This is a genomic window from Glaciecola sp. MF2-115, assembly GCF_047250385.1.
Lineage (GTDB): Bacteria > Pseudomonadota > Gammaproteobacteria > Enterobacterales > Alteromonadaceae > Glaciecola.
Genome location: NZ_JBLBVM010000055.1, coordinates 435,495 through 454,589, shown reverse-complemented (window position 1 = coordinate 454,589; position 19,095 = coordinate 435,495). Strand labels below are relative to the sequence as shown.

Genomic DNA, 19,095 nt, shown 5'->3' with positions numbered 1-19,095 from the left:
GACGATTTTAATAAAGTATGGCAATATTGTGTCTTAAACATAGTGGATCTCTTATTTGTTTTTTGGCGAAAATAATAAGATCACAATCCACTATGTTTTTCAAATTTTTGGGGAGCCCTCAGTGCCTTCGCAGGAATGACGTGTAGGCGCGCAGGAATGACGGGTTGGATGTATCAGATACTGTCTGATTTAGGCTTTAAGGACACCACCGCCTTCGCAGTGGTGGGATGTATCAGATACTGCCTGATTTAGACTCTAAGGACACCACCGCCTTCGCGGTGGTGTCACACAAAAAACTTTACTAAAGCATTAATACTGCTCAAAAAAGGACAACATTTTGGCTTCGTCCCACACTTCAATATTAAGTGATTCAGCTTTACTCAGTTTAGATCCGGCCTTTTCTCCCGCTATCAACAAGTCGGTTTTCGCTGAGACACTGCCGGATACTTTTGCGCCAAGCTCCTGTAATTTTGCCTTGGCCTCGCTGCGCCCCATTTTGGATAATGTGCCAGTTAAGACGATTGTTTTACCTGCGAAGGGTTGCAACTCTTCAGATACTTTCTCTATTGCAGGCCAATGGATACCGAGCTCAATTAAGTCTTCGATTATCGCAACATTTAATGGTTCGCGCATAAAGTGAAAAACATGCTGGGCAACAATAGCACCAACGTCTTGAACTTCAATTAAGGATTCTAGGTCTGCCTGCATGATATTTTCTAAGGTCATGTAGTGCAGTGCTAAGTTTCGTGCAGTTGATTCACCGACTTCTCTTATCCCGAGTGAGTACAGAAACTTAGCTAGTGTTGTTTCACGCGACTTTTCGAGGGCATTGAGAAGATTAACGGCGGACTTGTCCCCCATTCTCTCCAAAGAGAGTAATTTCGGCATATCCAATCGAAACAGATCCGCTGGATTCTTGATAATATTAGCCTCAACTAACTGTTCCACAATTTTGTCGCCTAGACCATCAATATCGAAAGCTTTACGTGATGCGAAGTGCTTGATAGCTTCTTTGCGCTGTGCACCACAAACTAAACCGCCAGTGCAACGAGCGACAGCTTCAGACTCAGTGCGTTCCACGTGAGAGTCACATACTGGGCAATGGCTAGGGAATATAATCTCTTTTGTTTCGTCCGTACGCTGCTCTATAACAACCGACACAATTTGAGGGATGACGTCGCCTGCGCGTCTCACAATCACTTTGTCACCGATTTGTACGCCTAAGCGTGCTATCTCATCTTGATTGTGCAAAGTTGCGTTGGAAACCGTTACGCCACCTACAAACACAGGCTCTAAGCGAGCGACAGGTGTGATTGCCCCCGTTCGACCGACCTGAAACTCTACGTCTAATAGAGTCGTTAACTCTTCTTGAGCTGGAAATTTTTGTGCAATTGCCCAACGAGGCGCTTTGGAAACAAAACCTAAACGTTGCTGTAAATTGATGTCATTGATTTTAAATACTACACCATCAATATCATAGGATAAGGCATTGCGCATCTCACCTATTTTATTGAAGTAAGCAATACATTCTTGAGCACCATTTGCAGTCGACGATTCTTTACAAAGTGGTATTCCCCACTCTCCTAATGCCTCTAAACGTTGAGTATGAAGAGGCAAGTCAGTCAAGCTATCGCCTTCTATAACTCCCATACTATACGCATAGAATAACAAGGGCCTTTTTGCTGTAATGCGAGAATCAAGCTGGCGTAAACTGCCTGCAGCGGCATTTCTTGGGTTCACAAATACTTTGTTACCTGCGTTCCTTTGCTCTTCATTGAGTTTATCGAAGCCCGCTTTTGGCATGAATACCTCACCGCGCACCTCTACTCGACTCGGGATGTTCTCACCACGCAAGCGGATAGGAACATTAGCAATGGTTTTGACATTCTGCGTAATATCTTCCCCAACTTGCCCGTCTCCTCTCGTAGCAGCTTGAGTCAGTACGCCATCTACATATAGTATCGAGGCAGCTAAACCATCGAGCTTGGGTTCACAACTAAATTGCAAATTATCAAACGATAGCAGTCTGTCTTGTAAACGCTTTTCAAATGCAGTGAGATCGGCTTCTTCAAAACCATTATCAAGGGATAGCATCGCAACTTCATGAACAACTGTATCGAATTTTGACAACGGAGTGCCACCGACTTTTTGACTGGGAGAGTCAGGGCTTTGCAATTGGGGATGTTGCTTTTCAATTGCTATCAGTTCTTTCATCAAGCGATCATACTCAGCATCAGGAATGCTGGGTGCATCCATCACGTAATACTGATAATTGTGATCTTCCAACTGTGATTTAAGCGCATCAACGCGCGCTTGTATTTGATTCATTTCAGTCATTTTGTACTATCGATTAATGCGTTTACGTTCGAAATCGCGGATGCGTTCTGAGTACTTCTGTAAGCCTTGCTTAGTTAACACACCTCGGCTTCCATCTAATATCTGACAACCAAATTCATCAGCTAGTTTGCGTGCCGCGTTATGCATCATGTTGAAAACCTGTTGAGGGTCTCCTTCAATTGGCAACATCATAAACAAAGACAAACCTCGAGTGCTAAAGGTTTCAATGTTATCAATATCAAAAACACCCGGCTTAAATAAGTTTGCTAACGAGAACAAGACTGGACCCTTCCCGTTAGTATTTACATGACGATGAAAGATATCCTGCTCACCGAATTTTAAACCAAGAGTTAGGAGCATTGGTAAAAGTGCAGCTCCAGTGATCTCTCTGTCCTCTGGCGCTCTCACGTTAAGAACTAACACATCTGTGGCTTGGTCACTGGCTTGAGCGCTGCTAGTGCCTTGAGTGCTTCCCGTAGGCTCTTGCGTGCTTGTCGGAGTGCGTCCGGCTGGCGCACTGCCTACCGAGCTTAAAGAATCTTTAGCGCTAGGCTCGTCATCAGAAAAATCGATACGCATTTGTTCTTCGTTCGCTTTATTCGACGGCTTTAACTCAGGTTCTTTTCTGATAACATCAGCAACACTCTTTTTACGTCTAGTTACTAGTTTTCTGGCCTGTGCGGCTAAACTGATTGGTTTAGCTACTTCCTCAACTGGCGCTTGTTCAGCATCTAGTTTAAATTCTGGTTCGACTCTGCCTCTAGCGTCAGCACGCTCTTCTGGCGCAACGGGACTTACTTTTGGCGGCTCAATGTCAGCTGGTTTTGCTTGCGGTTTAGCAATGTGATCTGCGTCAGGGTTAACCTCAGGATTTGCCGCGGCTGACTTAAGTAAAAACGGTGGTGGCTCAGGTATATTACTACTTTCTGTGCTTGGTGCTTGTCGATGCGCTGTTTCTGGCGTTCTTGCAGAACGCTGAAAGCCTGGTTTAGGTTGAGTTACAACACTGCCATACAGTTGAGTTTGCGGCTCTTGCTCATGTTCTTCAGCTAACTTAGCAAAATCCATTTCACTGCGCTCTAAGGATAAGTCATCATCCAATGGCAAGTCGTTTGCTTGCTCATTATCGCTTAATTCTGTGCTCTTTTGCTTTTCAGGGAAATCGTCATTTTCTTCATCTGTTGGGGAATCATCCTGTTCTGCTCGCTTATCTCTTGGTGCTGCAAGCACTTCATCATCGTCATCGAAATCAGTTTCTTCGTAGCTGTTTTGATCATCGCGATCGTCAGCTTTATAATCTTCAGCGTTGTTACCCTCAACTTCATTCATGGAAGATGCTGCAGGCGTCACGACACGCACACTGCCAATGCCATGATCATCAAATTCATCATCGCCTAGCAATGGGTCATTTTTATTCTGCCAGCCTCTGGGTTCTAATTTCTGTTTGTCATTACCTTTGGCGTTTTTCCTAATTGTCCACATGCCATGAACAAGGATGGCGACAATGGCAACAACACCAAAGACTAAAAATGTTAAGCGCAAATCTTCCATTTTAAACTACTCTACTTATTATTATTCTGCGATAGCCAAAGCTTCTTCTACATCAACTGCGACCATTCTGGATACGCCAGGCTCAGCCATGGTAACTCCGGTTAAATGACTCGCCATTTCCATCGCAACTTTATTGTGCGTGATATAGATAAATTGTACAGTTTTTGACATTTCTGAGACCAGTTTACAAAAACGTCCTACGTTTGCATCATCTAACGGCGCGTCCACTTCGTCAAGCAAACAGAATGGCGCCGGATTTAATCTAAATATAGCAAATACTAATGATAAAGCGGTTAAGGCTTTTTCTCCACCAGAAAGAAGGTGAATTGTACTATTTTTCTTACCGGGTGGTCGTGCCATTATTGTTACACCGGTATCAAGCATATCATCTTCGGTCAGCGCAAGGTGAGCGCTACCGCCGCCAAACACCTTCGGAAATAGCATTTTTAGATCATTGTTTATTTGATCAAAGGTTGCTTTGAAGCGTGTCCGAGTCTCTTTGTCGATCTTTTTAATGGCAGCTTCCAAAGTATCAAGCGCCTGAGTTAAGTCCTCATTTTGTTCGTCTAAATAGCGCTTTCTTTCGGACTGCGATTCAAATTCTTCTACTGCTGCTAAGTTTACCGCGCCTAACCTAGACAATGAAGCACTGGTTTTCTCAAGCTCTTGCTGCCATACTTTCTCATCGATATCGTCAGGCAGATTTTCGAGAATCGGTTTCAATGCCTGCTGCATTTCTTGTAATTGTTCAAGGTAAGACTGCGCTCTGACTCTGTTACCTTCTATTTGTAACTTCAAGCTATCTATTTCGGCTTGAATTCTTTGCGCCGCTTGATTTATTCCTGATTGCCCTTTTTCCGCTTCTAGTAGCTTTTCTTCGACCTCTTGTAAGCTATTCTGAATATCCTGCTGACGAGCCTGTAAATTCATTTTATTGTCAAGTAAAGCTTGTAAGCGTTCTTGTTGATCTTCAAAAGGCATCGACAACTCTTCAGCCTCTTCTTGCAACATCGCTATTTTTTCTTTGCTTTCGTTTATCTGTTCTTCACGAGTATGTTGTTTTTCTTTCAATAAGTTATATTTATTTTTCGTTTGCTGCACCTGCAGAGCAAGTTCATGAGACTGCGTTACTCGTTGTTCAACTTGTGCTCTGGCTGTTTGCACTCGCGATTGTAAAGATTCAGCATGTGCCACTTGGTCCGCCATCACATCTTCATACTCAGCTAGATTTTGGGCGTAAACTTCGACCTGCTCATTCAGGCCTTCGAGTGTCATTAGCTCTTCTTCAGCATTGAATTGATGACGCTCTAATTCTTGATGTAAACGCTCATGCCGCATTGTTTGCTGTGTTATTTGTTGCTGAAGCTGATTAAGCTGTGTTTCTAATTTAAATCGTTGTTCAGAGTAGTTTGTGGTTAACGATTTGGCGTCATCAAGCAGTGTTCTTGCTTCTTCTAATACTTTCACTTCTGAGGCTAGCGTTAACTCGGCATGATTGAGTACCTGAGCTTGAGTTTCAATTTTTTCGTCTAATTGGGCAATTTCAGCTGCCCGACTTAAACTATTATCAACGTGCTCACCTGCACCATTAATCAACAAGTCTTGAAATAACCACAAACCACATTGACTTATTACCGAGTGACCTGGCTTCAGTTCCTTCTGCATTATCTTTGCTGATTCGGGATTTTCGGCCAAATCAATCATATTTAAAAACTGTGGTACTTGAAGATTATTAACTCGCTCTGCCAAGCTGCCCGTTGTTTTTTCTCGCGTCATCATTTCTTCAAATAACAATGATTGTCCTTTCTTCACCTCAAAGAAGCTTGTATCAATCCCATCAATGTTTAAGGCTTGCACAACTTTTGGGTTTGCAATATGAGAGAAAACTATTTCGAACAAGCCCTCAAAACCCTGTTCTACTTGCAGGAAATCAGATAATGGCAGTGTTTCTAATTCAAACTCTAAGTCTTGCTCAGCCTCATTGCCATCTGCTGCTGAACTGCGATTTTGTATCTTTATTAGGGCATCTTTTTGTGCCTGCAAACTCACAACTTCTGACTTTTGTTCGTCGAGCCCTGCTTTTGCTGCTTCATGTCGAGATATTACTTTCGCATGTTGCTCTTTGCTTACGTGCAGATCTTGTTCCGCCTGCTGAAGGGCTTCATTAACTAATAGCAACTCAGTTTGAAGTTCCTCAGAGTGTTGCTTAGCGTCGTCTTGTGCCAGTTCAGCTAACTCTTGTTTGAGTTCTTTAATTCGAGACTCAGTGCGAAGCTGCATACTCATCGTGTTTTGAATTTGTCCGTGGCAGGTTTGCAACTTTTGCTTTAAAGAGTGGTATTGTATTTCCCCGTCTCGATTCTTTTCATTAAATTGCATCAGCGCATCTTCAGCTTCGTCTCGCGCTACTTGGGCATTTTCAAGCGCTTCTTCCAAAATCATTTTATTTGGCTCTAAATCAACTAATTCATCTTGAGTCACTAACAGTTCTTCAGCTGTCACTTCAAACAATTCTCGAGTTTGTTCGGTTTGCATATTGAGTTGCTGCAATTCCATTTGAATTTGTTGTTTGCGCTTTTTAGAAAATAATTGCGACTGTTCTATCTTTGTAATGTCTGTGCTTACTTTAAAGATCTCTTGCTGAATATCATTAATTTCAAGTTTGTAATTATCTTGAGCTTCACGGAATTGAATAATGCTTGTCTCGTCACCGCGCTTTCGTGAAATAACCTCTTCCAACTCTACTTCTTTAACAGCGATCGTTTTTTCAGCTTGATTGATGAGTTCATTTTGGTTCAACCAACGCACAACCGCGAGTTCTGCTTTGAGCTTGCGTTCGCTCGCTTTTAACTCTTTGTATTTGATAGCTGCAGTGGCCTGCCTTTGTAATTTGCTTAGTTGCTGACCCAACTCTCCGCGCACATCGTCTAGGCGCTCTAAATTTTCTTTTGTGTGTTTGATTCTGTTTTCAGTTTCACGACGTCGTTCTTTGTATTTCGATATGCCTGCGGCTTCTTCAATAAATACACGAAGCTCTTGAGGTCGACTCTCGATTAACTTTGAAATCATGCCTTGTTCGATAATAGCATAGCTACGTGGGCCTAAGCCTGTGCCTAGGAAGAGATCGGTAATATCGCGCTTCCGACATTTACTGCCGTTTAATAAGTAACTAGAAACAGCCTCTTTCGTCACAATGCGTTTAACTGATAACTCATTGTAATTTGCGTATTCGCCCGCTATTCGCCCAGAGGAATTATCGAACACCAATTCTACTGAGCATTGTGATACGGCTTTGCGTGCAGTCGAGCCATTAAAAATCACGTCTGTCATGGCATCGCCACGAAGGTTTTTTGCTGAACTTTCGCCCAAGACCCAACGCACCGCATCAATCACATTGGATTTTCCACAGCCGTTTGGCCCCACCACTGCAGTCATTTCACCAGGAAATGGAATAGTGGTAGGGTCTACAAAGGATTTAAAACCAGCGAGTTTTATTTTCTTTAAGCGCATGGAATACGAGTCAGTGCCCTAAGCAAAAGATTAATGCAAATGTAACAAAAGTAAAACTTGGTAACAATTGCTCATTACATCACAGTCATTAGCAAGATATACTAGTGATTGCTGATAGCAAGAATTACTGAACAAATAAAGGGAAAGCATGAGTAATAGAAGTGGCGCTAGTTATTTTTTTGAAGGGTTTTCATTGATTGGAACAAAGGGATTGAAGCGTTTTGTATTTGTCCCACTTTTTATCAATTTATTATTATTTTCAGTGGCATTTTATTTTTTGTGGCCTCAATTGGAATTGGGGATTAACTACGTACTAGATTTAATTCCTGATTGGTTAGGCTGGCTCAAAGCGATTCTCAGCTTTATTCTTTGGCCGCTTGCTGTGATAACGGTATTACTCTTATTCGCTTTGGTATTTGGTACCTTAGCTAACTGGATTGCGGCGCCATTTAATGGTCTGTTGAGCGAAAAAGTTGAGCGCCATTTGACTGGCAAAGATATGGGTAATGAAGGTTTATTTAGTGCGGTAAAAGATGTGCCTAGAACATTAGGCCGCGAACTATCCAAAGTACTTTACTTCCTGCCTCGTGCACTGCTTTTCTTAATCCTATTCTTTATGTTGCCGGTCATAGGTCAAGTTTTATGGTTTATGTTCACTGCTTGGATGATGGCGATCCAATACTGTGACTACCCTTTTGATAATCATAAGATTTCGTTTAAACAGATGCGTAACGACTTGAATCAACGTAAAGGGAAATGTTTCACCTTTGGCATAATGGTCAATATATTTTCTCTCATACCCATCATGAACTTTTTGGTGATGCCCGTTGCGATATGCGGTGCAACATCACTATGGGTTGATGAATTTATCGAGAAAAAATTATAAATCAGACCAAAAAACACCCGCTTGGTCATCTTTGTTGGTGAAGGCAGAGATGGCTAAGTTGTCATTGATCGCAGGATATTGACTGCGATTTAATAATGCCTGGCGCCACAGTGTCCGATACACCCTAGGGATATTGGGCACATCATGGTACTCCAAAAATGTCATTTGTTGTGTAGGTTTGAAAGACTCAAACTCGGTATTCTTACAAGTCCTTGAGCGCGCAATGTGATGCAACACTGGGTTATTACTTTCTAGAGTCTGCAGTTGATTATGGGCGTTTAAGGCCTTCTCCCATATAGTTGCTCTACTTGCTGGTTGATAACGGCTCTCTGTAAGCGGCGCATCTTCCTTCTCATCTCTTATCGTCTTCAGAATCAGATTGGGAGCGACATTCTTTCCACAATGATAATTTGCCAAGGCCTCCGGCAATGCATACTCATCTACAAAACCGGCGAAGTGTGCCAGTTCATGAACGAAAACAGAATAAGTGTCAGATTGGTCTAAGTACATTACGCCATTGTTTACGTTCGCTTTTCCTTGCTCCGAAAATACAATCAAATGTGTAAAACTCAGTTGTGTTTGTAATTGACTTAAAGGATAGAGATCACATCCAAGACGGCCAGTATTTTCAAAATTAGCGTCGCATTTAAAGGCATTTTTTTCCAGCCATATGGGAGGTAAAACACATAGTGGTAAGCCGGCTAGGCGTTTGTCTTTTTCAAATTGCTTATAGAAGTCTGTAGCTTGCACAAATGAAACCAATGATGTTGCAGTAAACTGAATGGTCTGCGCACAATTAGGCCCTTGTGGCGCTACATTCAAAAGTGACTCTAAGCTATCCGTTTTATTTCTCTGCAGTAGCTCAAGTGTCGTTTTTGCTGGGCCAAAATTTTGCTCTGCTGCTTTATTGAAAAAACGCATGGCGGCGTCTTTATTCTCTTGCTTCCAATGTAAGTTAGCTAATTTAAACGCACTCAAAGCGTCAAAATCTGCAGCTTTTTCTAGCCACACTTTAGCCTGAGAGATATCCGTTGATTCAAAACTGTATTTTGCCATGGATATAATCGCGGGTTTATACCCTGCCTCAGCAGACTTTTGCATCCAACGTCGTTTTTCACTTTTATCAGTTTGTAAAAGAGCGAGTTCAAACTGACTTTGTGCATGGCCCAAGTTAGCAGAAGTCTCTAGCCATGCTTTGATTTTTTCAGGGTTTTGACTGCGCATGGCTGAATAATATAAAGCGCCGCTGCTACCGTGCTTACCCGCTAGCGACAACCAGTAAGGATCATTTGTATCAATAGCTAACTTAGTTATTGCAGCCATTGCTTCGGTGTTTCCACGCTCTACTAGAGGGTAAAGCAGATAACCTGCCTGAGGATTTTGAAGACCAGAGTGTTGAGTCAATATTCTTGCAGGCGATGAGCAGTTATCAGCGTAAACAACAAAACTGAAGATAACTATAGTCACAAGCACTTTTAGATAACTTAACATCAATACCACTCGTTCTCCTTTTGATTTGTGTGTCGCGGCATCTTCGTATCGCTTGCGCTTCTACTATACTAATACGCCATGATTATTTTGCAGAGCGATGTCATTGATACATCGCTTCCATAACGCCTTTAGCTCTTATCGGCTTCTGTTCTGCTTTCTTTGCGTCTCTCACGCAAGCGCGCTAGCTCTACGCGAGAGAAGCGGTGCTCAACATATTCAAACACGTTTGTGCTCAAGGATAATTTAAAATAGTTGGATGCTTTTACTTCATTCCCTAAATCACTGTGATATTTGCCTAGATAAAAGTACGCCTCACACAAACGATCATTTAACTGTTTTTGGCTTTTCACATCGTCGACTAAGTTAGCAATCACGGCAGTTTCATTAATTTTCCCTAAGTAAAAATCAACGATACTGGTTGCCCAACTCTCATTATCTAATTCTTTTCTATAGCTCGCCAAATTCGCTAACGCTTTTTCTCGATTAAGGTATTGCTCAACAATGAAAGACCAAAGTACGCGATAAGGGTCTTTCTTGTCTTTTTCGTAAAAGCGATTCAAGTCGCTGACTGCAAGTTCAGCACGACCGCCATAATAAAGAGCTATACCTCTATTTAAGATCGCAAAATCGTAGTCAGGATTTATATCTAAAGTAGAATCGAATGATTCATAGGCTTGGATGAAGTCCATCTGTTGAATATGGTGAATGCCAATAGAATTGTGTGCTTCAGCCATATCTGGTTTCAATTGCAAGGCTTGTACAAAATCGTAGCGAGCAAGGCCTGATAAGCCAACACTGTCGTACAACATACCGCGCTGAAAAAGAAGCTCTGCACGCTCATGCTCTTTTAGAGGAGCTTGACTAAGTATATGGTTGTAGCGTGCTATCGCCATTTGAGAACGGGTATTAACCGGCTCTGGCTCTGCTAGTAATAAATTACCCATTGGGCCGTAAGCATTGTTACTTTGGCTGGTACACGCAGATAATAAAATAAGTAGGCTAACACCGACAATGGCACTCAAGCGTTTTTTAATGACGTTCACAGGTTTCCTTATTTATAAGCATGTGCTCATAATTTACAAGCGTTGGTACTTGGTAGTTTTCCAAGCATACCATGCACTTATTGTTTTTTCTTCGCAGCCGATTTGGCATTAAAAGCAGCTAACTGTTCTTCTGTTGCTGGCAATTGGTGATTTTTCTTCCACTCACTATACGGCATTTTATAAATGGCTTCACGCGCTTCCTCGTCCGTCAGTAGTATATTTCGCTCTTCTGCGGCGGCCAAATACCACTTTGATAAACAGTTTCGGCAAAAATCAGCTAACAGCATGAGTTCAATATTTTGCACTTGTTTATTGTTATCCAAATGATCAAGCAGGCGTCTAAATGCCGCAGCTTCAAGCTCTGTTTTTTGTTGTTCGTTCATAAATTAACTCCACTTTAAACTAACAAAAAAGGAGCCTAAGCTCCTTTCTATATCTTCAATATTGAATGTGGCCTAAGCCATACAACTCAACTCTGAATTATTCGCTTTCGCTCGGAGCTTCAGCAGCTGGCTTTTCTAGCAGCTCTTTAATGCTCAAACGAATACGGTTTTGACGATCAATTTCCATTACCTTAACGTCAACCATTTGGCCTTCTTCTAGGTAATCAGTCACCTTAGCTACACGATCATGAGCGATTTGACTGATGTGTACTAGGCCTTCTTTACCTGGTAACACTTCAACAAACGCACCGAAATCAACAATACGCATCACTTTACCGTTGTAGACAGTGCCTACTTCGATTTCAGCTGTTACAGCTTTAATGCGATCAATTGCAATGTCAGCTTTCGCTTTTTCAGTTGCGAAAATCTTGATTGTGCCGTCGTCTTCAATCTCGATGTTAGTATCAGAAGCTTCAGTGATCGCTCTGATCATTGCGCCGCCTTTACCAATAACGTCGCGGATTTTGTCTTGATCAACTTTCATTGTGTAAATACGTGGTGCGTATTCAGACATTTCATCACGGTGACCAGAAATTGCAGAATCCATTACTTCAAGAATATGTAAGCGAGCTTCTTTAGCTTGCTTCAATGCTAGCTTCATGATTTCTTGTGTAATACCTTCAATTTTAATGTCCATTTGAAGTGCAGTAATACCGTTTGTAGTACCTGCAACTTTAAAGTCCATGTCACCAAGGTGATCTTCGTCACCAAGAATGTCTGAAAGTACAACGAAGTTTTCGTCAGATTTCACCAAGCCCATCGCGATGCCCGCAACAGAAGCTTTAATTGGAACACCAGCGTCCATTAGTGCAAGTGAAGTACCACATACTGAAGCCATTGATGAAGAACCGTTTGATTCTGTAATTTCAGAAACAACGCGCACAACATATGGGAATTCTTCAGCAGAAGGCATTACTGCCTGCATACCACGTTTAGCAAGACGACCATGGCCGATTTCACGACGCTTAGGAGAGCCTACAAAACCAGTTTCACCTACACAGTATGGAGGGAAGTTATAATGCAACATGAAGCGGTTGTTAGTTGCGCCGCCTAGGCTATCAATCATCTGTGCATCACGTTCTGTACCTAAAGTAGCAGCAACGATTGCTTGTGTTTCACCACGAGTGAACAAAGACGAACCGTGAGTTCTTGGCAACAAACCAGTTGCAACACTTAATGCACGGATGGTGTCTGGATCACGACCGTCAATACGTTTTTCGCCTGAAAGAATGCGTGAACGTACTACGTCACTTTCCAATTCATGCAATAAATCACTCGCTTCTTTCTTGTCTTGCTCGGGATTAGCTTCAAGAATGGCTTCAAGCGCTTTCTCAGTCACAGCTGTGATAGCGTCTTTACGAACCATTTTGTCAGAAATCTGATAAGCTTCAGTCATACCAGCTTCTGCTAGTTCTTTCACTTTCGCTTTAAGATCTGTGTTTTCTGGCTCAGCTACCCAATCCCAAGACTCAGTACCAACTTCATCTGCAAATTCATTGATTGCGTTGATGACTGTCTGTGATTGCTCATGGCCGTACATTACAGCGCCAAGCATCACGTCTTCTGACAAGATATCAGCTTCTGATTCAACCATTAGTACTGCGCTTTTAGTACCAGCAACAACAAGGTCAAGTTGACTTTCTTCTTGCTCAGAAACTAGCGTATTTAAGATGTAACCACCATCTTTAAAACCAACACGTGCTGCGCCAACTGGACCGTTGAAAGGCATACCAGAGATAGCAAGCGCTGCAGAAGTACCAATTAGAGAGATGATATCAGTTGGGATTTCTGGATTTGCAGAAACAACTGTAACGATAATTTGAACTTCGTTTTTAAACCCACTTGGGAATAAAGGACGAATTGGACGGTCAATTAGTCGAGAGATTAATGTTTCGCTCTCTGCTGGACGACCTTCACGTTTGAAAAAGCCACCCGGGATTTTACCCGCTGCGTATGCTTTTTCTTGATAATTAACTGTTAATGGGAAGAAACCTTGATCTGCTTTAGCTTCTTTTCTACCAACAACTGAAACCAACACAGACGTATCGTCCATGCTTGCCATTACTGCTGCAGTTGCTTGTCTTGCGATTACACCCGTTTCTAGGGTGACAGTATGCTGACCATACTGAAATGTTTTAGTAATAGGAGTCACACTCTATCCTTTAGTTTATATGTATTTTATGCTTATTAATGCGGGGCGTAGTATAATAGTTAAACTCATTGATTGCTATCTAAAAATGATATCTCTTGCCGAATTACATACTGCGGCAACTGCTGGATGGGTGACTTTTCTCTCTGCCGATATTGCATAGAATTTCTGTTGGATGTCGCTTAGACGACCTATTATCTCAACATCGAAACTCTTACAGACTTCTTCCTCAATAATCGTTGGCATAAAAAAAACACCAAAACCAGCTTGGCCAAAGGCCTTCATTAAAGCGCTATCATCATATTGACCGTTTATTTTCGGAAAAATACTATTATCGTTAGACCATTTATCAAACAATTGTCGAATCGCATATTGTTTAGTAGGTAATAAGATCGGCGCTTGATGCAGGCACTCTGGGAATGGCCCGCTCAAACTCTGCTTGATTTTTTTTGCAGCAAAAAACGTTAAGCCAGACTTGCCTAAATAATGATTGTAGGCCCTAACACTAAAATTACTCGACAAAGGTGTGTCTGTCAGCACCATGTCCACTTCATGAATAGCAAGTTCGCCGAGGATACTCTCCACGGGTCCTTCTTTGCATACCAGACTAACTTCTTTTTCTAGTTTAAGTGCTGGCTCAATAATTTTATAAACGATTGTTTTAGGCAAAGCACTGGCGGCACTAATAATAAATTGAGAAGCACCCACTAAGGGCGCCCCTCGAAGCACGTGACTGAGTTCTTTGCCGAGTTCAAATATTTCATCGGCGTAGCGCAGTACCAAACGACCGGTGTCTGTTAATCGCAAACGCCTGCCGACTCGCTCGAACAACGCCTGCCCTACTCGTTCCTCCAACAAACTCAATTGGCCACTTATGGTTTGCGGTGTAATACAGAGTTTCTCTGCCGCTTTCGCAATACTTCCTTCACTTGCAACAACCCAAAAGTAATGAAGGTGTTTATAATTTAAATTTTCCAACATGGGTCGTTTGTTCCCTCAAAAATGATACTTTGTAACGCTATGCACTTGTCACGTCTTAAGCTATCGATACTGTAATTAAAGCAAGCTACGAATGACATATTGCAAAATACCACCATGACGGAAGTATTCAAACTCATTTGGAGTATCAATACGAATGTCAGTATTGAAATTAATCGTACTACCATCTGATTTAATTACCTGCACTTCCACTTCCTTCTGGCCAGCTTTTACCGCCTCGATTGTGAATGATTCAGTGCCGTCAAGTTCATATGTAGCAGCACTTGCACCGGATTTAAACTGTAATGGCAAGATCCCCATTCCAATCAGGTTTGAACGATGAATACGCTCGTATGTTTCAGCAATAACGGCTTTAACTCCTAACAACAATGGTCCTTTCGCCGCCCAATCTCTCGAGCTGCCTGTGCCATATTCCTTACCTGCAATGACAATTAAAGGAATGTTATCTGCTACATATTTCTGTGCTGCATCAAACACCGTAGTTTCTTCACCACTAGGCTGCATGCGAGTAAAGCCACCTTCTGTGCCCGGTGCCAGTTGGTTTTTAAGGCGAACGTTCGCAAACGTGCCACGCATCATAACTTCATGGTTTCCTCTTCGAGAACCATAGGAGTTAAAGTCTTTGGCTTCAACTTGATGTTGACGCAAATAGTCAGCTGCAGGCGTTTCCTTTCCAATTGAACCGGCTGGTGAAATATGATCTGTGGTCACACTATCAGCCAATTTCAGCAAGCAGCGTGCATTTTCAATCGGTTTAAGTTCTTCCGGTTTTGCTGGCATTCCTGCAAAAAAGCTTGGTTTCTTAACGTAGGTACTTTCTGGCCAATTATACAAACTAGCATCGATTGTCTCTAGGTTCTGCCATACGTCGCCCCCTTCATAAATGTGTCCATAGCGCTCAGTAAACATGGAGCGCTCAACAACTTTCCCAACAATTGATTGGATCTCGTCTTCACTTGGCCAAAGGTCACTCAGATAAACGGCTTTGCCTTCATTGCTTGTGCCAATTGCTTCCTTTGTTATATCGATATTCATGTTGCCCGCAAGCGCATAAGCAACGACAAGCGGAGGCGAAGCTAAATAATTTGCTTTTACTTCAGAATGAATACGACCTTCAAAGTTTCGATTCCCAGACAATACTGAAGTAACTGAAAGCTTACCGTCTCTTATGGCTTTAGAAATAGGTTCAGGTAAAGGACCCGAATTCCCGATGCAGGTAGTACAACCATAACCTACTAAGTTAAAACCTAAGTCATCTAGTTCAACAGATAGTCCCGCCTTGTTTAAGTATTCGGTAACCACTTGAGAACCCGGAGCGAAACTCGTTTTCACCCACGGCTTAACTTTTAAACCTAGCGCATTCGCTTTCTGAGCGAGCAGCGCCGCAGCCACTAAAACAGAGGGGTTTGACGTATTTGTGCAACTTGTAATAGCTGCAATAACGACAGCACCTTCATCAAGCTCGAAGTCCTCTCCGTTGTAATGACAAGCAACACTTGAACTAGTCGGTACACTTTCAGGTCCACTGACTGGTCCACCTTCATCATCCAAGCGTTCTTCTTGCACGTTGCTGGGTGTTAGAGCCAATTCGTTTTGCTCACTTACCCATTTTTTAAACGCTTTGGAGGCTTGATCAAGGTTGATTCTATCTTGAGGACGTTTAGGACCTGCAATCGCAGGCACTATGGAGTTCAAATCTAAAGTTAATTTTGCATGATATTGAGCATTTTCTTGTGCTTGACTGCCCCACATATTTTGGGCTTTTGCGTAAGCTTCTATAATTTGCATTTGCTCTTCCGTGCGACCGGTTAGTTGCAAATACTTTATCGTTTGTTCATCTATCGGAAATAAACCACAAGTCGCGCCGTATTCTGGAGACATATTTGATATAGTGGCTCTATCTGCCACTGACAGGTATTGAACGCCTTCACCAAAGAATTCAACGAACTTGCCTACAACACCAAATGCTCTCAATTGCTCCGTTACAGCTAGCACCATATCGGTTGCAGTCGCACCTGGAGGCAATTTTCCTGTTAATTCCATTCCCACAACTTCAGGGATCAACATTGTCACCGGCTGTCCAAGCATAGCAGCTTCCGCTTCAATACCACCAACACCCCAACCAAGGATCCCCAAACCATTAATCATTGTGGTGTGAGAGTCTGTTCCTACTAAGGTATCTGGATATAAGACCGGCGTTTCATTTTCGTTATCAACAAAAGTGACTCGGGCGAGATACTCTAAATTAACTTGATGCACAATACCCTTGCCTGGAGGGACGACTTTAAAGTTGTCAAAGGCACTTTGTCCCCATTTGAGGAATTGGTAGCGTTCCCTGTTGCGCTCTACTTCAATTTGCGTGTTGTTTTTAAACGAATCAGCTTTACCAAATTGATCCACCATAATGGAGTGGTCTATGACTAAATCGACTGGTTTCAGTGGGTTTATTTTATTTGGATCACCGCCTAACTCAACAACGGCATCTCGCATCGCTGCAAGGTCAACGACGGCAGGAACCCCTGTAAAGTCTTGTAAAATTACTCTGGATGGTACAAAAGCAATTTCTGTGTCCGAAGCCGATGAAGTATCCCATTTCGCGAGAGCCTGAATGTCTTCTTCCTGAACAAATTGCTCGTGAGAGTGGCGTAATAAGTTCTCTAATAATATTTTTGCTGCAAGCGGTAATTTATTAAGGTCTGCATTACTACTCGCAAGACTATAGTATTGATAATTCTTACCATTAATTACTAAGCTCGATTGATAGTTGTTTGATGCTTTCATATGTATTCCCTTCTATTCGTTTGCTGCTTAATGATTTACTGCTCGATGATTTGCTACTTAATTATTTAATGTTCAATGAATGAGGCCATAAAGCCTAACATGAATGACTTCATAAATTAATTCAAGCACTAATTATGGAATAATAAATACATCACCCTTTTACTTTGAGCTCTCATTATTAAACGTTGATACACTCTACGTTTAACTTCGCATTGCGACGGTTCTTACTAGATTTCAAAAGACAAAGTGTTGTATATTTAAACAGATAAAATAGTTAGTACACTAATTAAATGGGCCGATTTATTTGGACTTTGACAAGTTTAGTGGAAAGAAGTTTATTTTTGCGCAATGATTACAAACGAAGTAATGATTGCTGATGATTACTGAAGGAATTGCGAGTACTAACGGAATAACAATTAATGACGGAATAAATAAACTACGCAGACGCTCCTACTTTTATAATGCCTATACAGACTAAGGCGTATGGGCCTAAGAGGCTTTCAACTTATGTCAGATAGAAAGATTACAACAAAAAAGAATAAACAGGAAAATGCGCCTATTTTATATGGTGAAGAAACAAATAAAGCGCTACGAAACTTTATAATTAGTCCATACACCATGCCTAGTGCATTCTTGCGAACCCTAGCAACTTATAAAAGCGCTTGTGCACAAGCTAATCTGAACCTTGGGCTTTTGAGCAACGATAAATCAAATGCAATACAGAAAGCTTGTGCCGAAATAGAAGCAGGAAAACATGAGGAACAGTTTCCGATAGATGTGTTTCAAACTGGCTCTGGCACTAGTACCAATATGAACATGAACGAGGTGCTGGCGAATTTGGCTTATGCTAACAGTCAGGAAAAAGTGAGCGTTCATCCTAATGACGATGTGAATAAGGGGCAGAGCTCCAATGATGTTATTCCATCTTGTATCCATATCAGTGCAAGTTTAGTAGCCGGAATTGAGTTGATACCTGCAATTGATCAACTAGCAGAGTCTCTGCAGAAGCAGGCTGCAAAACACAATGAAACATTCAAAACCGCAAGAACACACTTGATGGATGCAATGCCGATGAGTTTTGCGCAAGAGCTCGGTGCTTGGCGACAGCAATTGGTTCAGGCAAAAGAAGGCCTCAGTTTCCATATGACTGCCCTATCATATCTGGCAACCGGTGGCACAGCGGTTGGTACAGGCGTTAATTGCCACCCTAAATTTGCGGAGCAAGTAAGCACCATACTAAGCCAACGAACGGGTTTCAACTTCAAACCCGCTGCTAACCATTTTAGCGCTAACAGCTCTCAAGACACCGCTGTCAATTTTAGTGGTCAACTCAAAACCTTGTCCGTTAGCCTGCATAAAATTGCTAATGATATTCGCTGGTTAAGTAGTGGGCCCTTAAATGGATTGAACGAAATTAAACTTAAAGAATTGCAAAAAGGCAGTAGTATCATGCCTGGAAAAACGAACCCAGTGATCTCCGAAGCTGTAATGATGGCTTGCGCTAGAGTGATTGGTAATGACACAACAGTCACGCTTGCGGGTCAAGGAGGCAACTTCCAACTCAATACAATGCTTCCATTGATTGCGTTCACCCTGTTAGACAGTATCGGTCTGTTAAGCAATGCTTGTAAATCACTGGCAGACAAAGTGGTTGATAGCATGGAGATAAATAGCGAGCAACTTGCCAGTAACTTAGAACGAAATCCTATTCTCGCAACGGCTTTAAACGATAGGATTGGCTATGACAAAAGTGCTGAAATCGCCAAAAAAGCGTATGCAGAAAAACGAACTGTATTAGACGTTGCAAAAGAGTTAACGGATATAAACGAATCTGAACTAAAAAACTTGCTTAACCCTGCGTTACTGACAACTAATAAAAACTAGTTACATAAGATCAAAAAGAAC

The 19,095-nt window shown here is 42.0% G+C and carries 11 protein-coding genes; 2 read left to right on the top strand and 9 right to left on the bottom strand.

The features are described from left to right. Positions 1-309 precede the first annotated feature (309 nt). From ligA to smc, 3 genes are read right to left on the bottom strand one after another with little or no spacing between them, the layout of a single operon-like run. Positions 310-2,337 (bottom strand): NAD-dependent DNA ligase LigA, encoded by a 2,028-nt coding sequence (ligA, locus tag ACKLNX_RS15180; protein WP_412972968.1) that lies wholly within the window; start codon positions 2,335-2,337, stop codon positions 310-312. Between the two features lie 6 nt (positions 2,338-2,343). Beyond that, positions 2,344-3,888 (bottom strand): cell division protein ZipA, encoded by a 1,545-nt coding sequence (gene zipA / locus ACKLNX_RS15175; protein ID WP_412972967.1) that lies wholly within the window; start codon positions 3,886-3,888, stop codon positions 2,344-2,346. Between the two features lie 21 nt (positions 3,889-3,909). Continuing rightward, positions 3,910-7,398 carry a chromosome segregation protein SMC gene (gene smc, locus ACKLNX_RS15170; RefSeq protein WP_412972966.1) on the bottom strand — a complete coding sequence of 1,163 codons (3,489 nt, stop codon included), beginning with the start codon at positions 7,396-7,398 and terminating at the stop codon, positions 3,910-3,912. 148 nt (positions 7,399-7,546) lie between these two features. Between smc and cysZ the strand changes: the two genes are divergently transcribed. Continuing rightward, entirely contained in the window at positions 7,547-8,284 is a 738-nt protein-coding gene (gene cysZ / locus ACKLNX_RS15165; RefSeq protein WP_411693910.1) for a sulfate transporter CysZ, read from the top strand. On the opposite strand, the gene ACKLNX_RS15160 is transcribed toward cysZ, so the two are convergent. The 6 genes from ACKLNX_RS15160 to acnA all read right to left on the bottom strand — a co-directional run bounded on the left by ACKLNX_RS15160 (position 8,279) and on the right by acnA (position 17,190). Beyond that, a complete protein-coding gene (locus ACKLNX_RS15160) occupies positions 8,279-9,775 on the bottom strand; it encodes a tetratricopeptide repeat protein (protein ID WP_412972978.1) in 1,497 nt (498 codons plus the stop codon). The two genes, cysZ and ACKLNX_RS15160, sit on opposite strands and share 6 nt — an antisense overlap. Positions 9,776-9,903: 128 nt before the next feature. Beyond that, entirely contained in the window at positions 9,904-10,809 is a 906-nt protein-coding gene (nlpI, locus tag ACKLNX_RS15155) for a lipoprotein NlpI (RefSeq protein WP_412972977.1), read from the bottom strand. A gap of 86 nt (positions 10,810-10,895) precedes the next feature. Next, entirely contained in the window at positions 10,896-11,201 is a 306-nt protein-coding gene (locus tag ACKLNX_RS15150) for a DUF1244 domain-containing protein (RefSeq protein ID WP_412972965.1), read from the bottom strand. 97 nt (positions 11,202-11,298) lie between these two features. After that, positions 11,299-13,413 carry a polyribonucleotide nucleotidyltransferase gene (gene pnp / locus ACKLNX_RS15145; RefSeq protein WP_411693912.1) on the bottom strand — a complete coding sequence of 705 codons (2,115 nt, stop codon included), beginning with the start codon at positions 13,411-13,413 and terminating at the stop codon, positions 11,299-11,301. Between the two features lie 75 nt (positions 13,414-13,488). Further along, positions 13,489-14,391, bottom strand: a complete 903-nt coding sequence (nhaR, locus tag ACKLNX_RS15140) for a transcriptional activator NhaR (protein ID WP_412972964.1) — start codon at positions 14,389-14,391, stop codon at positions 13,489-13,491. A gap of 75 nt (positions 14,392-14,466) precedes the next feature. Then, a complete protein-coding gene (gene acnA / locus ACKLNX_RS15135; protein ID WP_412972963.1) occupies positions 14,467-17,190 on the bottom strand; it encodes an aconitate hydratase AcnA in 2,724 nt (907 codons plus the stop codon). A 507-nt stretch (positions 17,191-17,697) separates the two neighbouring features. On the opposite strand from acnA, the gene ACKLNX_RS15130 reads away from it, so the two are divergent. Further along, positions 17,698-19,074, top strand: coding sequence for a class II fumarate hydratase (locus ACKLNX_RS15130; protein ID WP_412972962.1), 1,377 nt, complete (start codon positions 17,698-17,700; stop codon positions 19,072-19,074). The last annotated feature ends 21 nt before the right edge of the window (positions 19,075-19,095 follow it).